The organism is uncultured Hyphomicrobium sp. (genome assembly GCF_902826555.1).
In the GTDB taxonomy this organism is placed as follows: domain Bacteria; phylum Pseudomonadota; class Alphaproteobacteria; order Rhizobiales; family Hyphomicrobiaceae; genus Hyphomicrobium_C.
The window spans coordinates 98,623-115,863 of record NZ_CADEFI010000001.1; the positions used below are offsets into that span (position 1 = coordinate 98,623).

The window sequence follows — 17,241 nt, forward strand, 5'->3', positions numbered from 1 at the left end:
AGAAGCGGCCGTGACGGGGGGATGCTGCGTGGCCGCGGCTGCGGGCGGCGTGTTCCGGCGTCGGCATAAATCGGGCGGCCGCCATTGTTGTGAATGCGCTCGAGCCAGGATGCTTTCGAGAACATGAAGCCTTGGCGGCGTAGCCAGTCGATGATGTCGTTCCTGTGCGTCAGGCCTTGGGCGTCGATGGTGGCCATCCACGCCTCGAGGCTGCGGCCGGAATCGGCCTGAAGCGTCTCCAGGAACTGGCGCTCTCTTTCGCCGTAGTCGATACTCACGGAGCGCCCCTCATCAGATCCACCGTCGCGTGCGGGCCTTGTAGGCCCGATAGTCCTCGCCGAAGCGTGCTTCGAGGTGCCGCTCCTCGGGAAGCACGGCGAGCCAGGTCACGAGCGGGATATAGAGCACAGCGAAGATCACGAACCAGATGTTCTGCGTCAGCTCGGCGACGCCGAGCAGCATCAGGACATGGGCGACATAGATCGGATTGCGCCGCGAGCGGAACGGGCCGTCGGTGACGAGGACGTCGGCTGGCTTGTCGGGGAGGATGGTGGTGCCGTGGCGGCGGAGCGTCCAGGCCGCCCAGGCGAAGAGGGCAAGTCCGGCGATACCAAGGCTCAAGCCGGCGATGTGCCCGGCGGTATCGTGGATGCCGGGCCACGGGAGCGGCGCGAGAGTGCCGAACCCCACAGCCGCCACGGCAATGGCGGCCAGCAGGATCGGTGGCCAGGGGTGCGTCGCGGGTGTGGTGGCTGGATCGTGATAGGGTGTTGTCATGGCTCGATCATCACAGGGATTCGCGTTCAGGGTTAAGGCGTCGGGGCGCGGCAGGCAAATTTCCGTCCCCCCGGAGCCTTACTTTTATCCGCAATAGGCATTACCAGCGCGGCCGGGACCGTTCAGCTTCATCCCGCCGGTGCCGCTCAAGGGCCGGCATGCAAAGAAGGTAAGCCCCATGACACTCAAATCCATGTTCGTGCCTGCTGCAGCGGGAATTCTGCTTTGTGCCGGACTTTCGAGCGCGATTTCGACGGAGGCGCAGGCCGCGACGAACTACGGCTGCTTCAAAGTCACGGCGCCGCACCTCAACATCCGCGCTCGGCCCTACAGCAGCTCGGAGGTCATCGGTGCCGCGAAGCGCGGCGACATCCTCGAAAAGCGCAAGCTCTTCTGCACGCCGCGCGGCTTCTGGTGCGCGATCCGCAAGGGCTCGCTCGAAGGCTACGCCGACAAGTCGAACATGCGGAAGGTCACGTGTCCGTAAGTGCCCCGTCGCGGGCGAGGACATTAGTATAGCCGATGCCTTTCACGCTCTCGAAGATCCTCGGACTTCTCGTTCTGCCGTCCTCGATCGCCGTCCTCCTGATCCTCTCAGGGCTCTGGATGATGCGGCGCGGGGAGGCCGGCCGTCTCGCGCGACGGCTTGCGACGGCCGGCGTGCTGGTGCTCCTCGTCGGCGGGTTCGCGCCCGTCGGCAACCTGCTCGTGCTACCGCTCGAGCAGCGTTTTGCCGGAGTGCCGGTTCCTGCTGCCGACGACAGGGTGGACGGTATCATCCTGCTCGGGGGCTTCGAGGACGGCTGGGTGTCCTCGGGGCGCGGCGGTCTCGGCCTCAATGAGGCTGGCGAACGGATAACCGAAGGCTTGCGGCTGGCGCTGCGTCATCCGCAGGCCAAAGTGGTGTTCACCGGCGGCGTCGGCGGGTTGCTCTCGCGCGATCAGGAGGCGACGCAGCCGGTTGCCAAATTCCTCATGGATGCCGGTGTTGCCCGGGATCGGATCGTTCTCGAAAGCCGGTCGCGCAATACGTATGAAAACGCTCTCTTCACGCGCGATCTCGTGAAGCCCCAAGCCGGGGAGCGCTGGTATCTCGTGACCAGCGCCTATCACATGCCGCGCGCCATGGGGTTGTTCCGCAGAGCAGGTTTCGACGTCGTTGCCTATCCGGTCGACTACCGCACGCGGGGGCCGGAGGATCTTACGCGGTTCTTCGAGCGCATTCCGCAAGGGCTTCTGCGTCTCGACCTCGGTACCAACGAATGGATCGGGCTCGTGGCGTACCGAGCGCTCGGCCGGATCGACGAGCTGTTTCCAGGACCCTAAGGCTCCGAAACCCGGACTGGTCCCCGGTCAGGATTTCTTGAGGGGGCGCGTGCGCGGCGGATCCTTGGCGCTGGGATCAAGCTCGGCGCTGAGATCGAAATTGGCGCAGTTTTTCTCGGCCAAGCGTTGGTTGTAGGCTTCGAGCTGCGCGCGATCGTGCGCATAGCGGCCTCCCGGATCGCTTCCTTCGCCCCTGCCGCCGTTGGCCGGCTTCCACGCCGTCTGGATGCCGCGCGCCAGCATCGTGGCCTGGTCCCGGCTCTGATAGTCGCGGATCTGGACGATGCGAACCGCCATGCGGCCGGTGAGCTTCTTGCAGTCGAGCGAAAGGTCGTCCGAGGTCAACTGATAGCTCCCCGGTGACGGCAGGCGGTTCACGGTCTCGGCAGCGGTTGTCGTCCGGCCGACGCTTCCGGTTTCGCCCGTGGGCGACATGGCCGTGCTGAGGCCTCCGGACTGGGAAGCGCACGCGCCCAAGAGCAGGGCCGCGGCGGCCGCCGATGTCAGCGCTATGGCTCGGGTCGTCATAATCATATCTCGCTCAGCGCGCCTCGTATTCTAGCCGGGTTCGGCTCGACCGGGGCGTCATTTCCGCCGCAGTGCCGCAAAATCGCGGCGCGAGCAAGGCCAAGCCCTTATGCGAGTTCATCTATTAGGGATTGTTGACCGCGGTTGGCCCGGCAGGCTACGCCTCGTTGCTGGTTTCGGGCGCCGCGTTTTGCGGCACACCCGCTTTTGAAGAGGTTTCGCATGACGGTCGGCTCGAGGCTCGGCAACGATTGGGTATGGGGTGTCGTGATGGTGGCCGGGCTGGTTCTCGGGCTCGGGGTCTCGGCCTCGGAGGCGGACGACAATCCGAAGGATCTGGTCTGCTCGTTTACAGAGGGCGAGTCGCGGACCTACGAGGCCGGCGCGTTCCAGTCGAAGCCACCGAACCCGCTTTCCTTCAATATCGAGACCATCGATCTCGAAAAGCAGACGGCGACGATCAAGGCGGCGCCCGATGCGAAGCCCGGAAAGCTCAGCGTGGTGCGCGCGATCAACGCCAACCACTTTCTCGAGGTCGTCAACGAGGGTTTTTTGAACATTACGACGGTCTATGACAAGGATCGGGCTTCCGGCAAATATCCGGCCGTGCATTCGCGGCACGGCGGCGTCGTGGGCTCTCCTGTGTTCGGTCAATACACGGGCTTCTGCACTGACGAGTGAGGCGCGCAACACGCATGGCGCTGCATATCATCAAGCTCTGCGTCGGTGCCTCCTCGATCGAGGACCTGGCGGCATGGCAGACCGAGCGCATTCGCGAGCAGAAGAAGCGCGGAGAGAAGCCGCGCATCTTCCATTCGACGCTGCAGACGCCGAAACGGCAAACGGAGCTCAAGGGCGGCTCTCTCTACTGGGTCATCAAAGGCATCGTTCAGGTGCGCCAGAAGCTCTTGGGCTTCGAGGACGGCACGAAGGACGACGGCAGCCCGTGCTGCCTCATCCTCCTCGATCGCAAGCTGGTACCGGTGCGCCCCGTTCCGCGGCGTGCGTTTCAGGGCTGGCGTTATCTCGCGCAGGACGATGCGCCGCCGGATCTCGATGCCGGTGGAGGCGGTGACTTCGCTGCGCTTCCGCCCGAGATGCGGCGCGCCCTTCTCGATCTTGGTTTGATTTAGGGACGCTCCCCGTGAAACCGCCGCCGCAAACTCGCATCGTGCGCGAACTTCCGAAGCTCGTGCCCTTCGTCGGGCCGGAAGCGCAGGAGCGGGTGCGTGGGCGGCCTTTCAAGGCTCGGCTCGGTGCAAATGAAAGCCTGTTCGGGCCGAGCCCTCGAGCCGTGCGCGTGATGGCGGATGCTGCGGCCGATAACTGGAAATATTCGGATCCCGAGAACCACGATCTCAGGCAAGGGCTGGCGCGCCATCACGGTGTCGACGCCGACAACGTGGTGATCGGCGAGGGCATCGACGGGCTGCTCGGACTCGCCGTCAAGATCGCGGCGGAGCCCGGAGCGGTGGTGGTGACGTCGGACGGGGCATACCCAACGTTCAACTTCCATGTGGCGGCGCAGGGCGCGGAACTGGTGAAGGTTCCGTTTCGCGACGACCGGGAGGATCACGACGCGTTGCTTGCCGCCGTGCAGCAGCGGAATGCGGCGGTGCTCTACCTATCCAATCCGAACAATCCGATGGGCTCGTGGTGGCCGGCGGCACAGATCGAGCGGCTCATCGCGGCGCTGCCCGACGGTGTGCTGCTGCTCCTGGACGAGGCCTACTGCGATACGGCGCCTGCCGATGCGATCCCGCCGCTCGACATGGCGAATGCGCAAGTGCTGCGGCTCAGGACGTTTTCGAAAGCTTACGGACTCGCGGGCGCGCGGATCGGCTATGCGCTGGGCGAGCGTGATCTTATCGCAACCTTCGACAAGGTGCGGAACCACTACGGAATCAACCGTATCGGGCAGCTCGGGGCTCTGGCGGCTTTACTTGACCAACCCTATCTAACCGAAGCGGTCGGAAAAATCGGCCGTGCACGCGAGAGGATTGCCGACATCGCGCGCAGCAATGGACTTGCTCCGCTGGCGTCGGCGGCCAATTTCGTGACTATCGATTGTGGCCGGGACGGTGCATTTGCCCGTCTTGTGTTGGATGAGCTTCTGGCGCGCGACGTGTTTGTCCGCAAACCCGGCGTGGCGCCGCTCGATCGATGCATTCGCGTGTCCTGCGGGCGAGACGAGGATCTAGCGTTCTTCGCCGATGCTTTGCCGGAGGCGCTTGCCGCAGCGCGAAACGGGCACCCACAAAAATAGTTGGGGTCCCCACGGTCTGGCGTCGTGCTTCGCGCGTATACTCATGGAATCGCCGGCCGGAAAGTGCCGGGGTTCAGGAACATGTAAAGGGGAGACTGATGCAGAAAGCCGTACGGAGCATGTTTCTCTCTCTGGGAACGGGTGCGCTTCTCGTCGTCATGGCGGGGTTGACCGCTCCAGCCAATGCCGCCGACCTCGCAGGATCGTGGAAGGGCGGCGGTACCGTGACCTTCAGCGGTGGCAGCAAGGAGCAGGCACGCTGCAGGGCAACCTTCAGCCCAAGCGGCAAGTCCGCTTACGACGTGAGCGCAACTTGTGCCACGCAGTCGGGCACAGTTTCGCAAACCGCTTTCGTTCGCGGATCGGGTAGCAGCTACCGGGGCACATTCTACAATCCGGAGTTCGATACCACCGGCAATATCCAGATCTCGGTGAGCGGGCGCAGCCAGGTCGTCCGGCTGACCAGCGCCAAGGGCTCGGCGCTCATTCGCCTGTCGCGCTGAGGCGCGGTGCGCACGCGCATGAAAAGGAAAGGGCGTCTCCGCCGCGCGGAGACGCCCTTTTTTGTTGCGGCGACGGGTGCCGTTATTTGCCCGGTCCCTGGAACAGCATTTGGAACGAGCCGGATGCAGGGCCCTTCTGGGCCTGCTTGACGGTGGCCGGCTTGCGCGATTTCGCGGTCCGCTTGCGCACCACGGGTGCCGGCTTGGCTTCCGTCTCGGTCGTTGCCGCTTCGGTTCCGTCGGCGGCCTCCGCGACGGGGTTCTGGGGCACGAGGCTCTGGGATTCGGCCGTTGCCGCGACCGTCACGATGGGAAGCCCGTCGGTCTCAATGGTCGCGTCCTGCGCCACGAGACGCGAGTATCCCCACGGTCCGGTGACCGCGCAATCGGAGCTGCAGTCCTGCTTGACGTCGACCGATCCGCCGGACGGGATCTGATAGACGGCTTCCTCGGTGCCGTTGTCGACGCCGACCGAGATCTCCTTCGAGGAGGTGTTCTTGATGGTGAGTGCCGCCACCGGAATGGCCGCCACGGAAAGCACGGCGAAGGCGGTCACAGCGCGCGTCATGAGGCTCATGGTGGTCTCCCTTGTCGTGCGAAGTGCAGGCGGCTTGCCTGGACCGTTCATCGGGTCCGCGCTTGATCGCCAGGTACCACGCAACAGGTGCATGGGGCATCATAAATAAAAGTTGTTTAATAAATTACTTCGATTCGTTTCTAATTCAAGTGAATGTACATCTCTTAATGCATTGAATTATTTGAATTTTTTTTCGGCGATCCGGCTAGCGATTTGTGGTCACGGCAACCCAAGTCGGGTCGTCCTGCGCGCGCCGCTCGAAGCTCAGAAAATCGTAATAGCCGCAGCGGCCCTTGCCCGGAAACGAGCGGCAAACTGCCGGCCGCGCCTCGTAAATGGTGCAACGGCGCTTCACGGTGTCGAAGAAGCGGCAGATGGCGCCGAAGTGACGGTCGCGCTTGCGCTTCATCGCATATTTGCGCCCGTGCGCTTCGCGGGTGAATGCGCGGCGTGCTTCGTCGAACCCCATGCCGTGGTGGCGAGCGAGCCGCTCGACGTCACGCTTGTCGAGTGCGATCAGGGGATAGGAGCAGCAGAAACCGGGACACTTCTTGCAGTCATACACGAGGGCAGCATCCGTGATCGTTCTCGGCGCTTCAGTGGGCGCCACAACCGGAGGCCGCCGCAGATGCACGACAAGTCGCTTGTCTGCCCGTGCCAGCCCCGGTGCCTCTGTTAACTTCCATTCTCACCGCCGGCAATGTTAAAGCCAGCATGGCCTTCGAGATAGTGCGCATTACAACGCGGCTCTTGGGGCCAGGGGGCAACTATAACGGCAGAAAAGCGGGATCATGTCGGCGGCTTGGCTTGGCCTCAAGACACACTTTCTCCTTTAATGTCGGCGCATGTCAGTACCCGTATCTTGTCGAGGGTTCCCAGTATGACGGATTTGGCTCGTGGCGCGCCCGAGGGGGAAACGCCCGTCAACCCGTATAGTCTGCTCGAAGCGGTCAATCATTCGAGCGACACCGCCCATACGGGCTGGCTCATTTTCCTCGCCATCATGGCCTATCTCGTCATCGCGGTCGCGGGCGTGACGCACAAGGATCTGCTGCTCGAGACGCCGGTCTCGCTGCCGATCCTGCAGGTCGACATTCAGCTGGCTCAGTTCTTCCGCTTCGCGCCGATCGTGCTCGTGCTGTTTCACCTGGGTCTCGTCTCGCAACTGACGCTGCTGGCGCGCGAGACGCTGGAATTCGACTATGCCATCCGTTTGCTCGAGGCGACGGAGAAGCGGACGCATCCGCTGCGGCTCGAGCTCAACAACTTCTTTTTCGTGCAGGCCATCGCCGGTCCCTATCGCAGCCGCGTCATGAGCACGTTTCTGCACGGCATGAGCTGGCTTACGCTGGTCGTGCTGCCGGTGCTGCTCCTGGTCTACATTCAGGTGGTGTTCCTGCCGTACCATGATGTCGGCATCACGTGGACGCACCGCATTGCGCTGCTGTTGGACATCATTATCCTGATCTCGATCGGCATCTTCCTGATGCGCGCCGAGACCTCCTTCACGGCGGCGTTCCTGCGCACAACGTCGGCACATCCGATCAGCTTCGTGGCGACGATCTTCGTGCTGCTGTTCGTGTGGCTGGTTTCCTTCTTCTTCGCGACCATTCCCGGCGAGCAGCTCGACCGCTTCACGCAGCGCGCGCTCGGCTTCAACAACGAGGACGAGGCGGGGCAAGGGCAGCGGTTCGTGTCCGGCTATACGGTTCCGCTCCTGACGTTCGGATCGGAAGGGTCGCTGCTGGGCTTGTTCAAGCGCAATCTGGAGGTAATCGATACCGATCTCGTGTCCGACAAGGAGGTCTCGGCAGGCGAGCCGAGCATCAGCCTGCGCGACCGCGATCTCAGATTTGCCAAGCTCGATCGCTCGGACCTGCATCAGGCGGACCTGACCGGCGCCGATCTTCGCGGCGCCTCGCTGGTCGGCGCCGATCTGCGGTGGACTTGGCTCCACTGCGCCGATGAGAGCCAGCTGCTCTTCAACGTGGATCGCGCGCTCGCGAACTGCACGACAGCCCGGCGGGCCGACTTCACGCGTGCGAATCTCGAGGGCGCGCATATGACCGGTATCGACCTGCGCGGCGCCAAGCTCAAAGACACCAAGCTCGACGGCGCGGATCTCACTTTCGCGTCGATGCCCAACGCCGACCTCACCGGGGCTCGCCTCGACAAGGTGGATCTCACGGGCGGCGTGGCGCAGGGGGCCAATTTCACGACGGCCAATCTGCAAGGGGCGGACCTCAATGGTGCGCATCTCGAGGGCGCCAATCTCTCGAACGTCGACCTCACGGGGGCCGTGCTGAGTTTCGCCTACCTCGATGCCGCGACCCTTCGCGATGCCAAGCTCGACGGCGCGGTTCTCTACCGTGCCTCATTGCGCGGGGCCGATCTGGTCGGCGCAAGCGTCGCGGGCGCGGATCTGCGCGAGGCCAAGGTCTGGCTGACGGTTCCGCCCAAGGCCGACCCGGACAGCTTCGCCGATCTCACCGGCCTTCAGTTGTCGCAGATGACCGAAGCCAGCGTCGCCGAGCTCAAGTCGGCTGTGGACGCCATCGCGAGCCGGCGTGCGAAGGCTCGGGTGGCGGAAAAGATCGAGCCGCTGACCAATCTCTCCGAGGCCGCGAAGTGGAGCGGATCCTCGGACTACTACGCCTGGCAGAGCCTCATCTCGGCCGGTTCGCAGACCTATCCGGATCTCTACAAGCCGCGCATCACAGATTATCTCGCGCGGTTGATGTGCCGGCCGCGCTGGAGCAACGGCTCGGTGGCGACGGGTGTTGCGCGGCGCGCGGCGCGGCAGGAGTTCCACGGCGACCTCACCGCTGTCTACGACCGGCTCGCCGATCCGTCCTGCCCGGCATCGAAGACTGTGGCGCCGAAGGTACTCAAGGAGCTTTCGACGGCAGCCGACATCGCGCGCGGCGGGTAGCCTTTCCGGTTGCGGACTGGGTGCGCGCATTGTAGAACATAATGAGAACTTCGATGTGAATCGCGGGTTTGCCGGACGCGCGAGATCCTGCTGCTCCGTACGAGCCCGGACGATCTAACCTGCGCCGGAACGCGCGAATTCGAAAAAGGCTTGGATAAGGGCGCGCGGTGCGCACGGCCGCCTCCCGATGCGGGTAGGGTGCTGCAACTCGAGTCGCGCGGGGCTGCCCGCGCAGGCAAGTGAGCCGAGCCAGACGACGGCAACGGCGCGCTGGACAACAAGGAGCAAAGACATGGCCGGATCGGTCAACAAAGTGATCCTGGTCGGAAACCTCGGGCGCGACCCCGAGATCCGCCGCACGCAGGATGGGCGTCCGATCGCCAATCTCCGCATCGCCACCAGCGAAAGCTGGAAGGATCGCAACAGCGGCGAGCGGCGCGAGAAGACCGAGTGGCACTCGGTCGTCATTTTCAACGAGAACCTGTGCAAGGTCGCCGAGCAGTATCTGCGCAAGGGCTCGAAGGTTTACATCGAGGGGCAGCTGCAGACGCGCAAGTGGCAGGACCAGCAGGGTCAGGACCGCTACTCGACGGAGGTGGTGCTGCAGGGCTTCAACGGTCAGCTCACCATGCTGGATGGGCGGCAGGGTGCCGGTGGCGGTCTCGCGGAGAGCGGGCAGTCGGATTACGACGGCGACAGCGGCGGATTTGGCGGCGGCGGCGGCTTCGGTGGCGGCTCGAGCGAGCCGAAACGGGCGGCGCGCGGCGGCGGCTCCAAGAGTGCGACGCTCGACAAGCCGTTCGACGACGAGATCCCGTTCTAGGCGATAGAGGCTGCGCTCGTGCTGCCCGTCATTCTAGGCTTAGGGCTTGGTATCCAGGTGCCTCATGGATAAGGCCTGAACCTTTCGAGCGCTTGCCTCGCTGCGCGTTGGATCCTCGGGACAAGCCCGAGGATGACAGGCGCGCCCGGTGGCGTCAGTGGCGCTTGCCCTTCTGGCGCTTGCGGCCTTTGCGGCTCGTGCGGTCGGCGGGTGACGGTGCGCTGGGCTCGCGCGGTGCCGGAGTCGGCGGTGCGGAGAGCAATGCAGCCGGCGGCGCAGCGGGTCGGTCAGCCTGAGTTGGAGCGGCCGTCTCCGCCTCGGATGCCGAGGGCGGCATGCCGGCGGGCGCTTGCGCGGTGAGGGCTCGCTCGGTCGAGCGTGTCGCCGGCGCCGCTACGGTCTTCGGCGGCAGGCCGGCCAGTACCTCCTCGGAGCGGGCGTAATCGCGGGCGGATTGCCCTTCGATGAAAATGCGCCGTACGGCCGGCGTGTGGGTATGGATGGTGGCTTCGATGCGCGATACCGCGGCCTCGATCGAGGCTGCCGTCTCGTCGTCCTCGAAGTCGACGCTGGCGACCACCAGGATGTCGGTGGGGCCCAAGTGCATGGTTCGGATCTCGTTCACGGCACGGATCGGACGGTCTGGCCCGACTTCGGCCAGGATCGCCTCCTGGATGTCGCGGCGCACTTCGGGGGAGGCCGATTCGCCGATGATCAGGCTTCGGATCTCGATGCTCATGAAGGCGGCGACAGCGCCGAGCAGCAGTCCGATCAGAATAGAGGCGTACGCGTCGGCGGTCGGCGATCCTGTGGCGTGGGCGATGGCGATGCCGGTGGCGGCGATGGCGAGGCCGATCAGGGCGGCGATGTCCTCGAGGAGGACGGTGAAGAGCGCGGGGTCTTTCGATGCGCGGAGTGCGGCCGTGGCGGGGACATTGCCGCGACGGCTGTTGAACTCGCCGATGGCGCGGTGGGCCGAGATGGCTTCCAGCACGAAGGCGACGGCGAGAACGGCGTAGTTCACGTACGGGTCGGTGACGGGACGGGGGTCGATGAGCTTCTGGACGCCTTCGTAGATGGCGATGCCGGCGCCGAGCGAGAACAGCAGCACGGCCACCACGAAACCCCAGAAGTAGAGCTCTTTCGAATAGCCGAACGGGTGGACGGCGTCGGCGGGGCGCTCGGCGCGCTTGATGCCGAGGAGCAGCAGCGCCTGGTTGCCAGTGTCGACGAGCGAATGGATGGCTTCCGACAGCATGGCGGAGGAGCCGGTCCAGGCGGCGGCAACGAACTTGGCGGCGGCGATGCCGAGATTGGCCGCCAGCGCCACGACGACTACGCCTCTCGATCCACCCGTTGCTGCCACGCGTGTGCTCCCGCTGCTCTCTTCCGTCATGTGTTTAAGCGAGTTGCCGAAGAAAGAAAAACCCCGCCGCGGGTTTACGCGGCGGGGCGGTTAACGTCGCGGCCAAACCGGCGTTGGCGTTATGGGTTCGCCGGGGCCGGGGCCGGCTGCTCGGTCGCGGGCGGGGTGTCCGCGGGCGGCGTCGCAGGGGCGGGCTCGGTCGTCGTGCCGACGGCCTCCTTGGCGGAATCGATGGCGCCCGAAACGGCTTCCTTGGCTTTCTCAAGCGCAGGGCCGGCGGCCTCCTTGGCAGCGTCGAGGGCGTCCTGGGCCTTCTTCTTCGCCTCGTCGATCTGCGGCTTCGACTTGTCCGAGAACTCGTTGACCTTCTCGGAGGCGCGCTCGAACAGGGACTTGGCGGGCTTCTTGCGCGCGAATTCCGGAGCTTGGTCGATCTTTTCCTTGGTCAGGTCGGGGAGCGAGACGACGAGCTTGCCGTCCTTCTCCTCGAACTTGAGCGAGTCGAGGCTCACGCCGACCTTCTTTTCAGCCCAGCCAAAGTAGCCGCCGGTGCCCATCACGACGCCGACAACCTGATTCTGATCGTTGACGATCAGGTCCTCGACATCGGCAACGATGGTGCCGTCGGCGCCATGCACCTTGGCGCCAATGAGGTGATCCTTGGCCAGGAATTCGGTATCCGACTGGGCCGGGACAAAGGTGGTGTCTGCGTGCGCGATCGCGAGCGGAAGGGCTACGAACAACGTGGCTGCAGCTAGTGACAAGTGTTTCATGGGATTCGGTTCCTAAGGGCGCGATCCGCGCTCAACGTGAGATCAAGGGCGGCGCTTTTCAAGCACGCCAACACGAAAAGGCGCCGCCGGGCGCGGAATAAGCGCGACTTATTGACAAGCTCAAGGCGGCGGCGGCAGGAAAACCCCAGAATCTGGGGATTGTTCCTGCCCGATCCTGGGGAGGAGGGATGCTTTCGTCCGCTCCGGGATTGCTCTCGCCGAGCCCGGTCGGGTAAACTTCGGGCGATCAAAATCGAGTGCCATCGGTGCGCGGACGGGTATCCGAAAACGCCCTCCCATGCCGCAACAGGACTTCCGCATTTGAGCGATACCAGCGACCGGCCCGGCGCCTCAGGCCCGAGCGACATCCGCCCCGTTTTCATCACCGACGAGATGAAGCGCTCGTACCTCGAGTACGCGATGAGCGTCATCATCTCGCGCGCGCTGCCAGATGTCCGCGACGGCTTGAAGCCGGTGCACCGGCGCATCCTCTATGCCATGCAGCGCCTCGGGCTCGACTGGAACAAGAAGCACATGAAGTCGTCCAAGGTCGTGGGCGACACGATGGGCGACTTCCATCCGCACGGCAACCTCGCTATCTACGATGCGCTCGTGCGTCTCGCGCAGGACTTTTCCATGCGCGTGCCGCTGATCGACGGTCAGGGCAACTTCGGCTCCGTGGACGGCGATCCGCCCGCGGCCGAGCGCTACACGGAGGCGCGGCTTTCCAAGATTGCGCAATTCCTGCTCGACGACCTCGAGAAGGAGACGGTCGACTTCAAGCCGAACTATGACGACCGGCTCGAGGAGCCCGTGGTGTTGCCGGCGAAGTTTCCGAACCTGCTGGTCAACGGCGCGGGCGGCATCGCGGTCGGCATGGCGACCAACATCCCACCGCACAACCTCGGCGAAGTGATCGATGCGTGCATCCTCATGCTCGACAATCCCGAGACGACGATCGACGATCTGACGCAGGTCATCCCCGGACCAGACTTCCCCACCGGCGGTCTGATCCTCGGGCGGCAAGGGGCGCTCGCGGCCTACCACAAGGGACGCGGCTCGATCATCATGCGGGCGCGGGTCGAGGTCGAGGAGATCCGCAAGGACCGCGAGGCGCTGGTCGTCACCGCCATCCCATACCAGATCAACAAGAAGACGCTGATCGAGAAGATCGCAGATCTCGTGCGCGAGAAGCGGGTCGAGGGCATCTCCGACATCTGGGACGAGACGAACCGCGAAGGCATGCGCATCGTCATCGAGCTCAAGCGCGATGCGATCGCCGACGTGGTGCTGAACCAGCTCTGGCGCTACTCGGACCTGCAGACGACGTTCGGCGCCAACATGCTCGCCATCAACGGCGGCAAGCCCGAGCAGCTCAACTTGCGCGACATTATCGAGGCGTTCACGACCTTCCGGCAGGAGGTCGTCACGCGGCGCACGCGGCACCTGCTCACCAAAGCGCGCGACCGGGCGCACGTGTTGGTCGGTTTGGCCATCGCGGTCGCCAACATCGACGAGGTGATCAAGCTGATCCGGTTCTCGCCGTCGCCGGCCGAAGCCAAGGCGCAGCTCATGGAGCGTCATTGGCCGGCCAAGGACATGGCCCCGCTGATCGCGCTGATTGCGGATCCGCGCCACGGGCTGGCGGCGGACGAGACCTACCAGCTCTCCGAAGAGCAGGCGAAGGCGATCCTGGAGCTGCGTCTCGCTCGCCTCACCGCGCTCGGCCGGGACGAGATCGGCGACGAGCTGAAGAAGATTGCCGAGGAGATCAAGGATTACCTGGCGATTCTGTCGTCGCGGCTTCGCATCATCGACATCATCAAGAGCGAGTTGACTGCGATCCGCGATGAGTTCGCGACGCCGCGCAAGACCGAGATCGTCGACATCGAGGGCGAGGTCGAGGACGAGGACCTGATCCAGCGCGAGGACGTGGTCGTCACGGTCTCGCACAAGGGTTACATCAAGCGCGTGCCGCTTTCGACCTATCGCGCGCAGCGGCGCGGCGGCAAGGGGCGCTCGGGGATGTCGACCCGTGACGAGGATTTCGTCACGCAGATCTTCATCACCTCGACGCATACGCCGGTGCTGTTCTTCTCCTCGCGCGGCATGTGCTACCGCATGAAGGTTTGGCGGCTGCCGGCCGCGACGCCACAGTCGTCAGGCAAAGCCTTGATCAACCTGCTGCCGTTGGCGCAAGGCGAGGTCATCACGTCGATCCTGCCGCTGCCGGAGGATCAGGAGACCTGGTCCAGGCTCGAGCTGATGTTCGCCACCAAGGGCGGCAACGTGCGGCGCAACGCGCTTACGGACTTCGAGAACATCAATCGCAACGGCAAGATCGCCATGAAACTCGATGCGGACGAGGGCGCCGAGCCCGATCGCATCGTGTCGGTGGCCATCTGCTCGCCCGAGGACGACGTGGTGCTGACCACGGCGCAGGGCCGCTGCATCCGCTTCTTGATCAAAGACGAGGTGCGCCTCTTCAAGGGTCGCGACTCGAACGGCGTGCGCGGCATCAGGCTCGACGATGGCGACGAGGTGATCTCGATGGCCATCCTGACGCACGTCGAGGCATCGCCCGCCGAGCGTGGCGCCTATCTCAAGCAGGCGGCGCAGATCCGCCGCAGCGAGGGCGGCGACGACGCGGAGGTGGCCGAAGTGGAGTTCGAGGCGGAGGAGGGCGACGAGGGCGCCGCCGAGCTGACGCCGGAACGCTATGCGGAGCTCTCGGGCAAGGAGCAGTTCGTGCTCACGGTTTCCGAGCGCGGCTTCGGCAAACGCAGCTCGTCGTACGAGTACCGGACCAGCGGGCGCGGCGGCAAAGGCATCGTGGCCATGGTCGTCAACGAGCGTAACGGCAACCTGGTGGCGTCGTTCGGGATCGAGCATGCGGACCAGATCATGCTTGTCACCGACGGCGGGCAGCTGATCCGCTGCCCGGTGGATGACGTGCGCATCGCCGGGCGCAATACGCAGGGCGTGCGAATCTTCAAAACGGAAGCCGAGGAGCGTGTGGTCTCGGTCGAGCGCATCTCGGACGACGGCTCAGAAAGCGAGACCGGGGACGGCGGGGAAGCGTAAGTCGCTCGCCTTTCCGGTCGCAATCGTGGAGGCTGCGGTCTAGATTCGCGGTCTCGAAGTCAGACGTCGAGTCGTTGCGTGTGTTGTGTCCCCAAGCGAGGGGCCAGTTTCGCCATTTCTCATCGTGGTCCGCAGACTGGAGGGCGATGTGATGGGTGGAGAGAGCACCGCACCGCGACAGCAGACCGTTGGGCTCGTCCTGCCGGGCGGTGGAGCGCGTGGCGCTTATCAGGCCGGCGCGCTGGATGCCATCGCGGAGATCGTGCCCGAGGGCGTCAATCCGTTTCCGGTCATCATGGGAGCGTCGGTCGGCGCGATCAACGCAGTGGCGCTGGCGACGCACGCGCGAAACTTCAAGCGCGGCGTCGACCAGATGGTCGATTTCTGGGACGACCTGCATACGTCCGATGTCTATCGCACGGACCTGGCGACGATCATGAAGGGAGGCGCGCAGTGGGTGGCCTCAATGACGCCGCTCGCCTCGCTCGGCATTCCCAACCCCCGTTCGCTGCTCGACAGCGCGCCGCTCGGGGAGCTTCTGCGCAAGCACATCCATCTCGATCGCCTCGACGAAGCGATCCAGGACGGCGCGTTGCGCGCGATCGGTGTCACGGCATCGTCCTACGATCGCGCGCGCGCGATCACGTTCTTCCAGGGGGTCGAGGGGCTTGAGGAGTGGGTGCGCGTGCGCCGTGACGGCGTTGCCGTCAAGCTCAAGATCGAGCATCTGATGGCGTCGGCGGCGCTGCCGTTCGTGTTCACGGCGCAACGCATCGGCGACGAGTATTACGGCGACGGATCCTTGCGGCTCACGTCACCGTTGAGCCCGGCGATCCATTGCGGCGCCGACCGTATCCTGGTCATCGGCATTCGCGATGCCAAGCCGGATAAGCTCGCCGGTTTGGAGCCGGTCTATCCGAGCCTCGGCACGCTGAGCGGCTATCTGCTCGACACGATCTTCATGGACAACCTGGACGCGGACATCGAGCGTGCGCGCCGCGTCGATCATACGCTGTCACTTCTGCCGCTGGAGCAGCAGCGGAGCACGCGTCTGCGCGACATCGATATCCTGGTCGTGCAGCCGTCGCGCGACGTGCGCGATATCGCGCGTGAACATGCGCACGAGATGCCGTGGACTATTCGCATGCTTCTCCGCCGGCTCGGTGTCTGGGGACGGGATTGGCGACTGCCGAGCTATCTCCTGTTCGAGCCGGGCTATTGCCGTGCTCTCATCGATCTCGGCTACACCGATACGATGGCGCGTTCGAAGGAGATCCTGGAATTTCTCGGATTCGACGGCAGCGGGAGCCCGCAAAGCGGAACGTGATGCCGCTCCGGTCACGCGGACGCCAGCGTTGCCGAAGGAAATTCCGCACGGACGACGCTCTTCATCCAGGAGATCACGGCGCGGGCCTCTTTGCGTCGCGTCGGGTTGACGGCGCGGGCGACGTAGGTCTCGTTGAAGGTCAGCTCGGGGCGCGCCTTCACGAGGCGGCCGCTGTCGATCTCGTCCTTGGCGATCAGCGTGTTCAGAAGCGCGACGCCGATGCCTTCGCGTGCCGCTTCCACGGCCAAGCGAGCATCCATCACCTGCAGGAAGGATCCGGTGGGCGGTGCTGCCTGGGCCACGCCCTGGCATTCGAGCCACCACGACCAGTAGTGCTCGGAGTCGTCGTGGATCAGTGTGGCGTCCAGGAGGGACGTCAGGGCCGGAAATCCGTTGTGCCGAGCGAACACTTCGGGGCAGCAGACGGCGATGGCCGCCGGCCGGCAAATGACGATGTCTCCCTGCGCCACATGCTCGGCGAAGGTGACGGTCAAGTCGGCCTCGACGTCGACCTGGCGCAGCGCAGAGCTGGCCGGCAGCAGGATGAAGTCGAGCAGGGGTTGTCGCTCTCGCAGGGTTCTGATGCGAGGCATCAGCCAGCAGCCGAGGAAGCCGGGCTCGCAGGCAATGCGCAATGGTGACCGCGTGATGCTGCGGGCCGCTCGCGAGATCAGCGAGCTGGCGAGCTGCGCAAGCGCGGGGCGTGTCTCGCGCAGAAGTCCCTCGCCCTGCGCCGTGATCCTGAGCTTCTGCCGGTCAAGGGCCACCAGGCGGATGCCCAGCTCCCGTTCCAGAAGGCGTACCTGGCGGGCGACGGTCAGGTGGTCGATGCCGAGCTCGGTCGCGGCCGCCCGAAACCCACCCTTCCGGGCGACGGATTCGTAGACAGCGAGCGCTTTCATGAGATGAAAAGTCGACTGACGCTGGCGCAAAAATGAACCACTCCGTGCTCGCCGGAG

At 64.7% G+C, this 17,241-nt stretch carries 17 protein-coding genes and 1 pseudogene; 10 read left to right on the forward strand and 8 right to left on the reverse strand.

The genetic code is table 11. The annotated features are described in order from the left end of the window. Positions 1-278: pseudogene (locus QZV93_RS00435) on the reverse strand (hypothetical protein); the annotation flags it as partial. A gap of 13 nt (positions 279-291) precedes the next feature. Beyond that, the gene (locus QZV93_RS00440) at positions 292-777 is read right to left on the reverse strand and encodes an isoprenylcysteine carboxylmethyltransferase family protein (protein WP_295555028.1); all 486 of its coding nucleotides are present in this window, start codon (positions 775-777) and stop codon (positions 292-294) included. A 178-nt stretch (positions 778-955) separates the two neighbouring features. Here QZV93_RS00440 and QZV93_RS00445 point away from each other — a divergent pair, with 178 nt between their 5' ends. Both QZV93_RS00445 and QZV93_RS00450 read left to right on the forward strand, forming a co-directional pair. After that, positions 956-1,264 (forward strand): SH3 domain-containing protein, encoded by a 309-nt coding sequence (locus tag QZV93_RS00445; RefSeq protein ID WP_295555029.1) that lies wholly within the window; start codon positions 956-958, stop codon positions 1,262-1,264. 35 nt (positions 1,265-1,299) lie between these two features. Next, positions 1,300-2,103 carry a YdcF family protein gene (locus QZV93_RS00450; RefSeq protein WP_295555030.1) on the forward strand — a complete coding sequence of 268 codons (804 nt, stop codon included), beginning with the start codon at positions 1,300-1,302 and terminating at the stop codon, positions 2,101-2,103. Between the two features lie 27 nt (positions 2,104-2,130). On the opposite strand, the gene QZV93_RS00455 is transcribed toward QZV93_RS00450, so the two are convergent. Continuing rightward, complete coding sequence (locus tag QZV93_RS00455; RefSeq protein WP_295555032.1) at positions 2,131-2,631, reverse strand: hypothetical protein; 501 nt, start codon at positions 2,629-2,631, stop codon at positions 2,131-2,133. A gap of 222 nt (positions 2,632-2,853) precedes the next feature. Here QZV93_RS00455 and QZV93_RS00460 point away from each other — a divergent pair, with 222 nt between their 5' ends. From QZV93_RS00460 to QZV93_RS00475, 4 genes are all read left to right on the forward strand, one after another. After that, positions 2,854-3,312, forward strand: coding sequence for a hypothetical protein (locus QZV93_RS00460; RefSeq protein WP_295555034.1), 459 nt, complete (start codon positions 2,854-2,856; stop codon positions 3,310-3,312). Positions 3,313-3,326: 14 nt separating this feature from the next. After that, a complete protein-coding gene (locus QZV93_RS00465; protein ID WP_295555036.1) occupies positions 3,327-3,764 on the forward strand; it encodes a DUF1489 domain-containing protein in 438 nt (145 codons plus the stop codon). Positions 3,765-3,775: 11 nt separating this feature from the next. Beyond that, positions 3,776-4,897, forward strand: a complete 1,122-nt coding sequence (locus QZV93_RS00470; RefSeq protein WP_295555038.1) for a pyridoxal phosphate-dependent aminotransferase — start codon at positions 3,776-3,778, stop codon at positions 4,895-4,897. 98 nt (positions 4,898-4,995) lie between these two features. Then, positions 4,996-5,400, forward strand: a complete 405-nt coding sequence (locus QZV93_RS00475; RefSeq protein WP_295555040.1) for a hypothetical protein — start codon at positions 4,996-4,998, stop codon at positions 5,398-5,400. A gap of 82 nt (positions 5,401-5,482) precedes the next feature. Here QZV93_RS00475 and QZV93_RS00480 read toward each other — a convergent pair whose 3' ends face one another. Together QZV93_RS00480 and QZV93_RS00485 are read right to left on the reverse strand one after the other, a co-directional pair. Next, positions 5,483-5,977, reverse strand: coding sequence for a hypothetical protein (locus tag QZV93_RS00480; protein WP_295555042.1), 495 nt, complete (start codon positions 5,975-5,977; stop codon positions 5,483-5,485). Positions 5,978-6,182: 205 nt separating this feature from the next. Further along, positions 6,183-6,542 carry a YkgJ family cysteine cluster protein gene (locus tag QZV93_RS00485; protein ID WP_295555044.1) on the reverse strand — a complete coding sequence of 120 codons (360 nt, stop codon included), beginning with the start codon at positions 6,540-6,542 and terminating at the stop codon, positions 6,183-6,185. Positions 6,543-6,857: 315 nt separating this feature from the next. Between QZV93_RS00485 and QZV93_RS00490 the strand changes: the two genes are divergently transcribed. Then, entirely contained in the window at positions 6,858-8,909 is a 2,052-nt protein-coding gene (locus tag QZV93_RS00490) for a pentapeptide repeat-containing protein (protein WP_295555045.1), read from the forward strand. A 292-nt stretch (positions 8,910-9,201) separates the two neighbouring features. Next, positions 9,202-9,732 carry a single-stranded DNA-binding protein gene (locus tag QZV93_RS00495; RefSeq protein ID WP_295555047.1) on the forward strand — a complete coding sequence of 177 codons (531 nt, stop codon included), beginning with the start codon at positions 9,202-9,204 and terminating at the stop codon, positions 9,730-9,732. Positions 9,733-9,886: 154 nt separating this feature from the next. On the opposite strand, the gene QZV93_RS00500 is transcribed toward QZV93_RS00495, so the two are convergent. Together QZV93_RS00500 and QZV93_RS00505 are read right to left on the reverse strand one after the other, a co-directional pair. Next, entirely contained in the window at positions 9,887-11,098 is a 1,212-nt protein-coding gene (locus tag QZV93_RS00500; protein WP_295555050.1) for a cation diffusion facilitator family transporter, read from the reverse strand. A gap of 119 nt (positions 11,099-11,217) precedes the next feature. Continuing rightward, the gene (locus QZV93_RS00505) at positions 11,218-11,871 is read right to left on the reverse strand and encodes a PRC-barrel domain-containing protein (RefSeq protein ID WP_295555052.1); all 654 of its coding nucleotides are present in this window, start codon (positions 11,869-11,871) and stop codon (positions 11,218-11,220) included. A 321-nt stretch (positions 11,872-12,192) separates the two neighbouring features. On the opposite strand from QZV93_RS00505, the gene gyrA reads away from it, so the two are divergent. Next, entirely contained in the window at positions 12,193-14,955 is a 2,763-nt protein-coding gene (gene gyrA / locus QZV93_RS00510; protein WP_295555054.1) for a DNA gyrase subunit A, read from the forward strand. A gap of 151 nt (positions 14,956-15,106) precedes the next feature. Further along, the gene (locus QZV93_RS00515; protein WP_295555056.1) at positions 15,107-16,282 is read left to right on the forward strand and encodes a patatin-like phospholipase family protein; all 1,176 of its coding nucleotides are present in this window, start codon (positions 15,107-15,109) and stop codon (positions 16,280-16,282) included. 11 nt (positions 16,283-16,293) lie between these two features. On the opposite strand, the gene QZV93_RS00520 is transcribed toward QZV93_RS00515, so the two are convergent. Further along, positions 16,294-17,184 (reverse strand): LysR substrate-binding domain-containing protein, encoded by an 891-nt coding sequence (locus QZV93_RS00520; RefSeq protein WP_295555058.1) that lies wholly within the window; start codon positions 17,182-17,184, stop codon positions 16,294-16,296. Between the last annotated feature and the right edge of the window lie 57 nt (positions 17,185-17,241).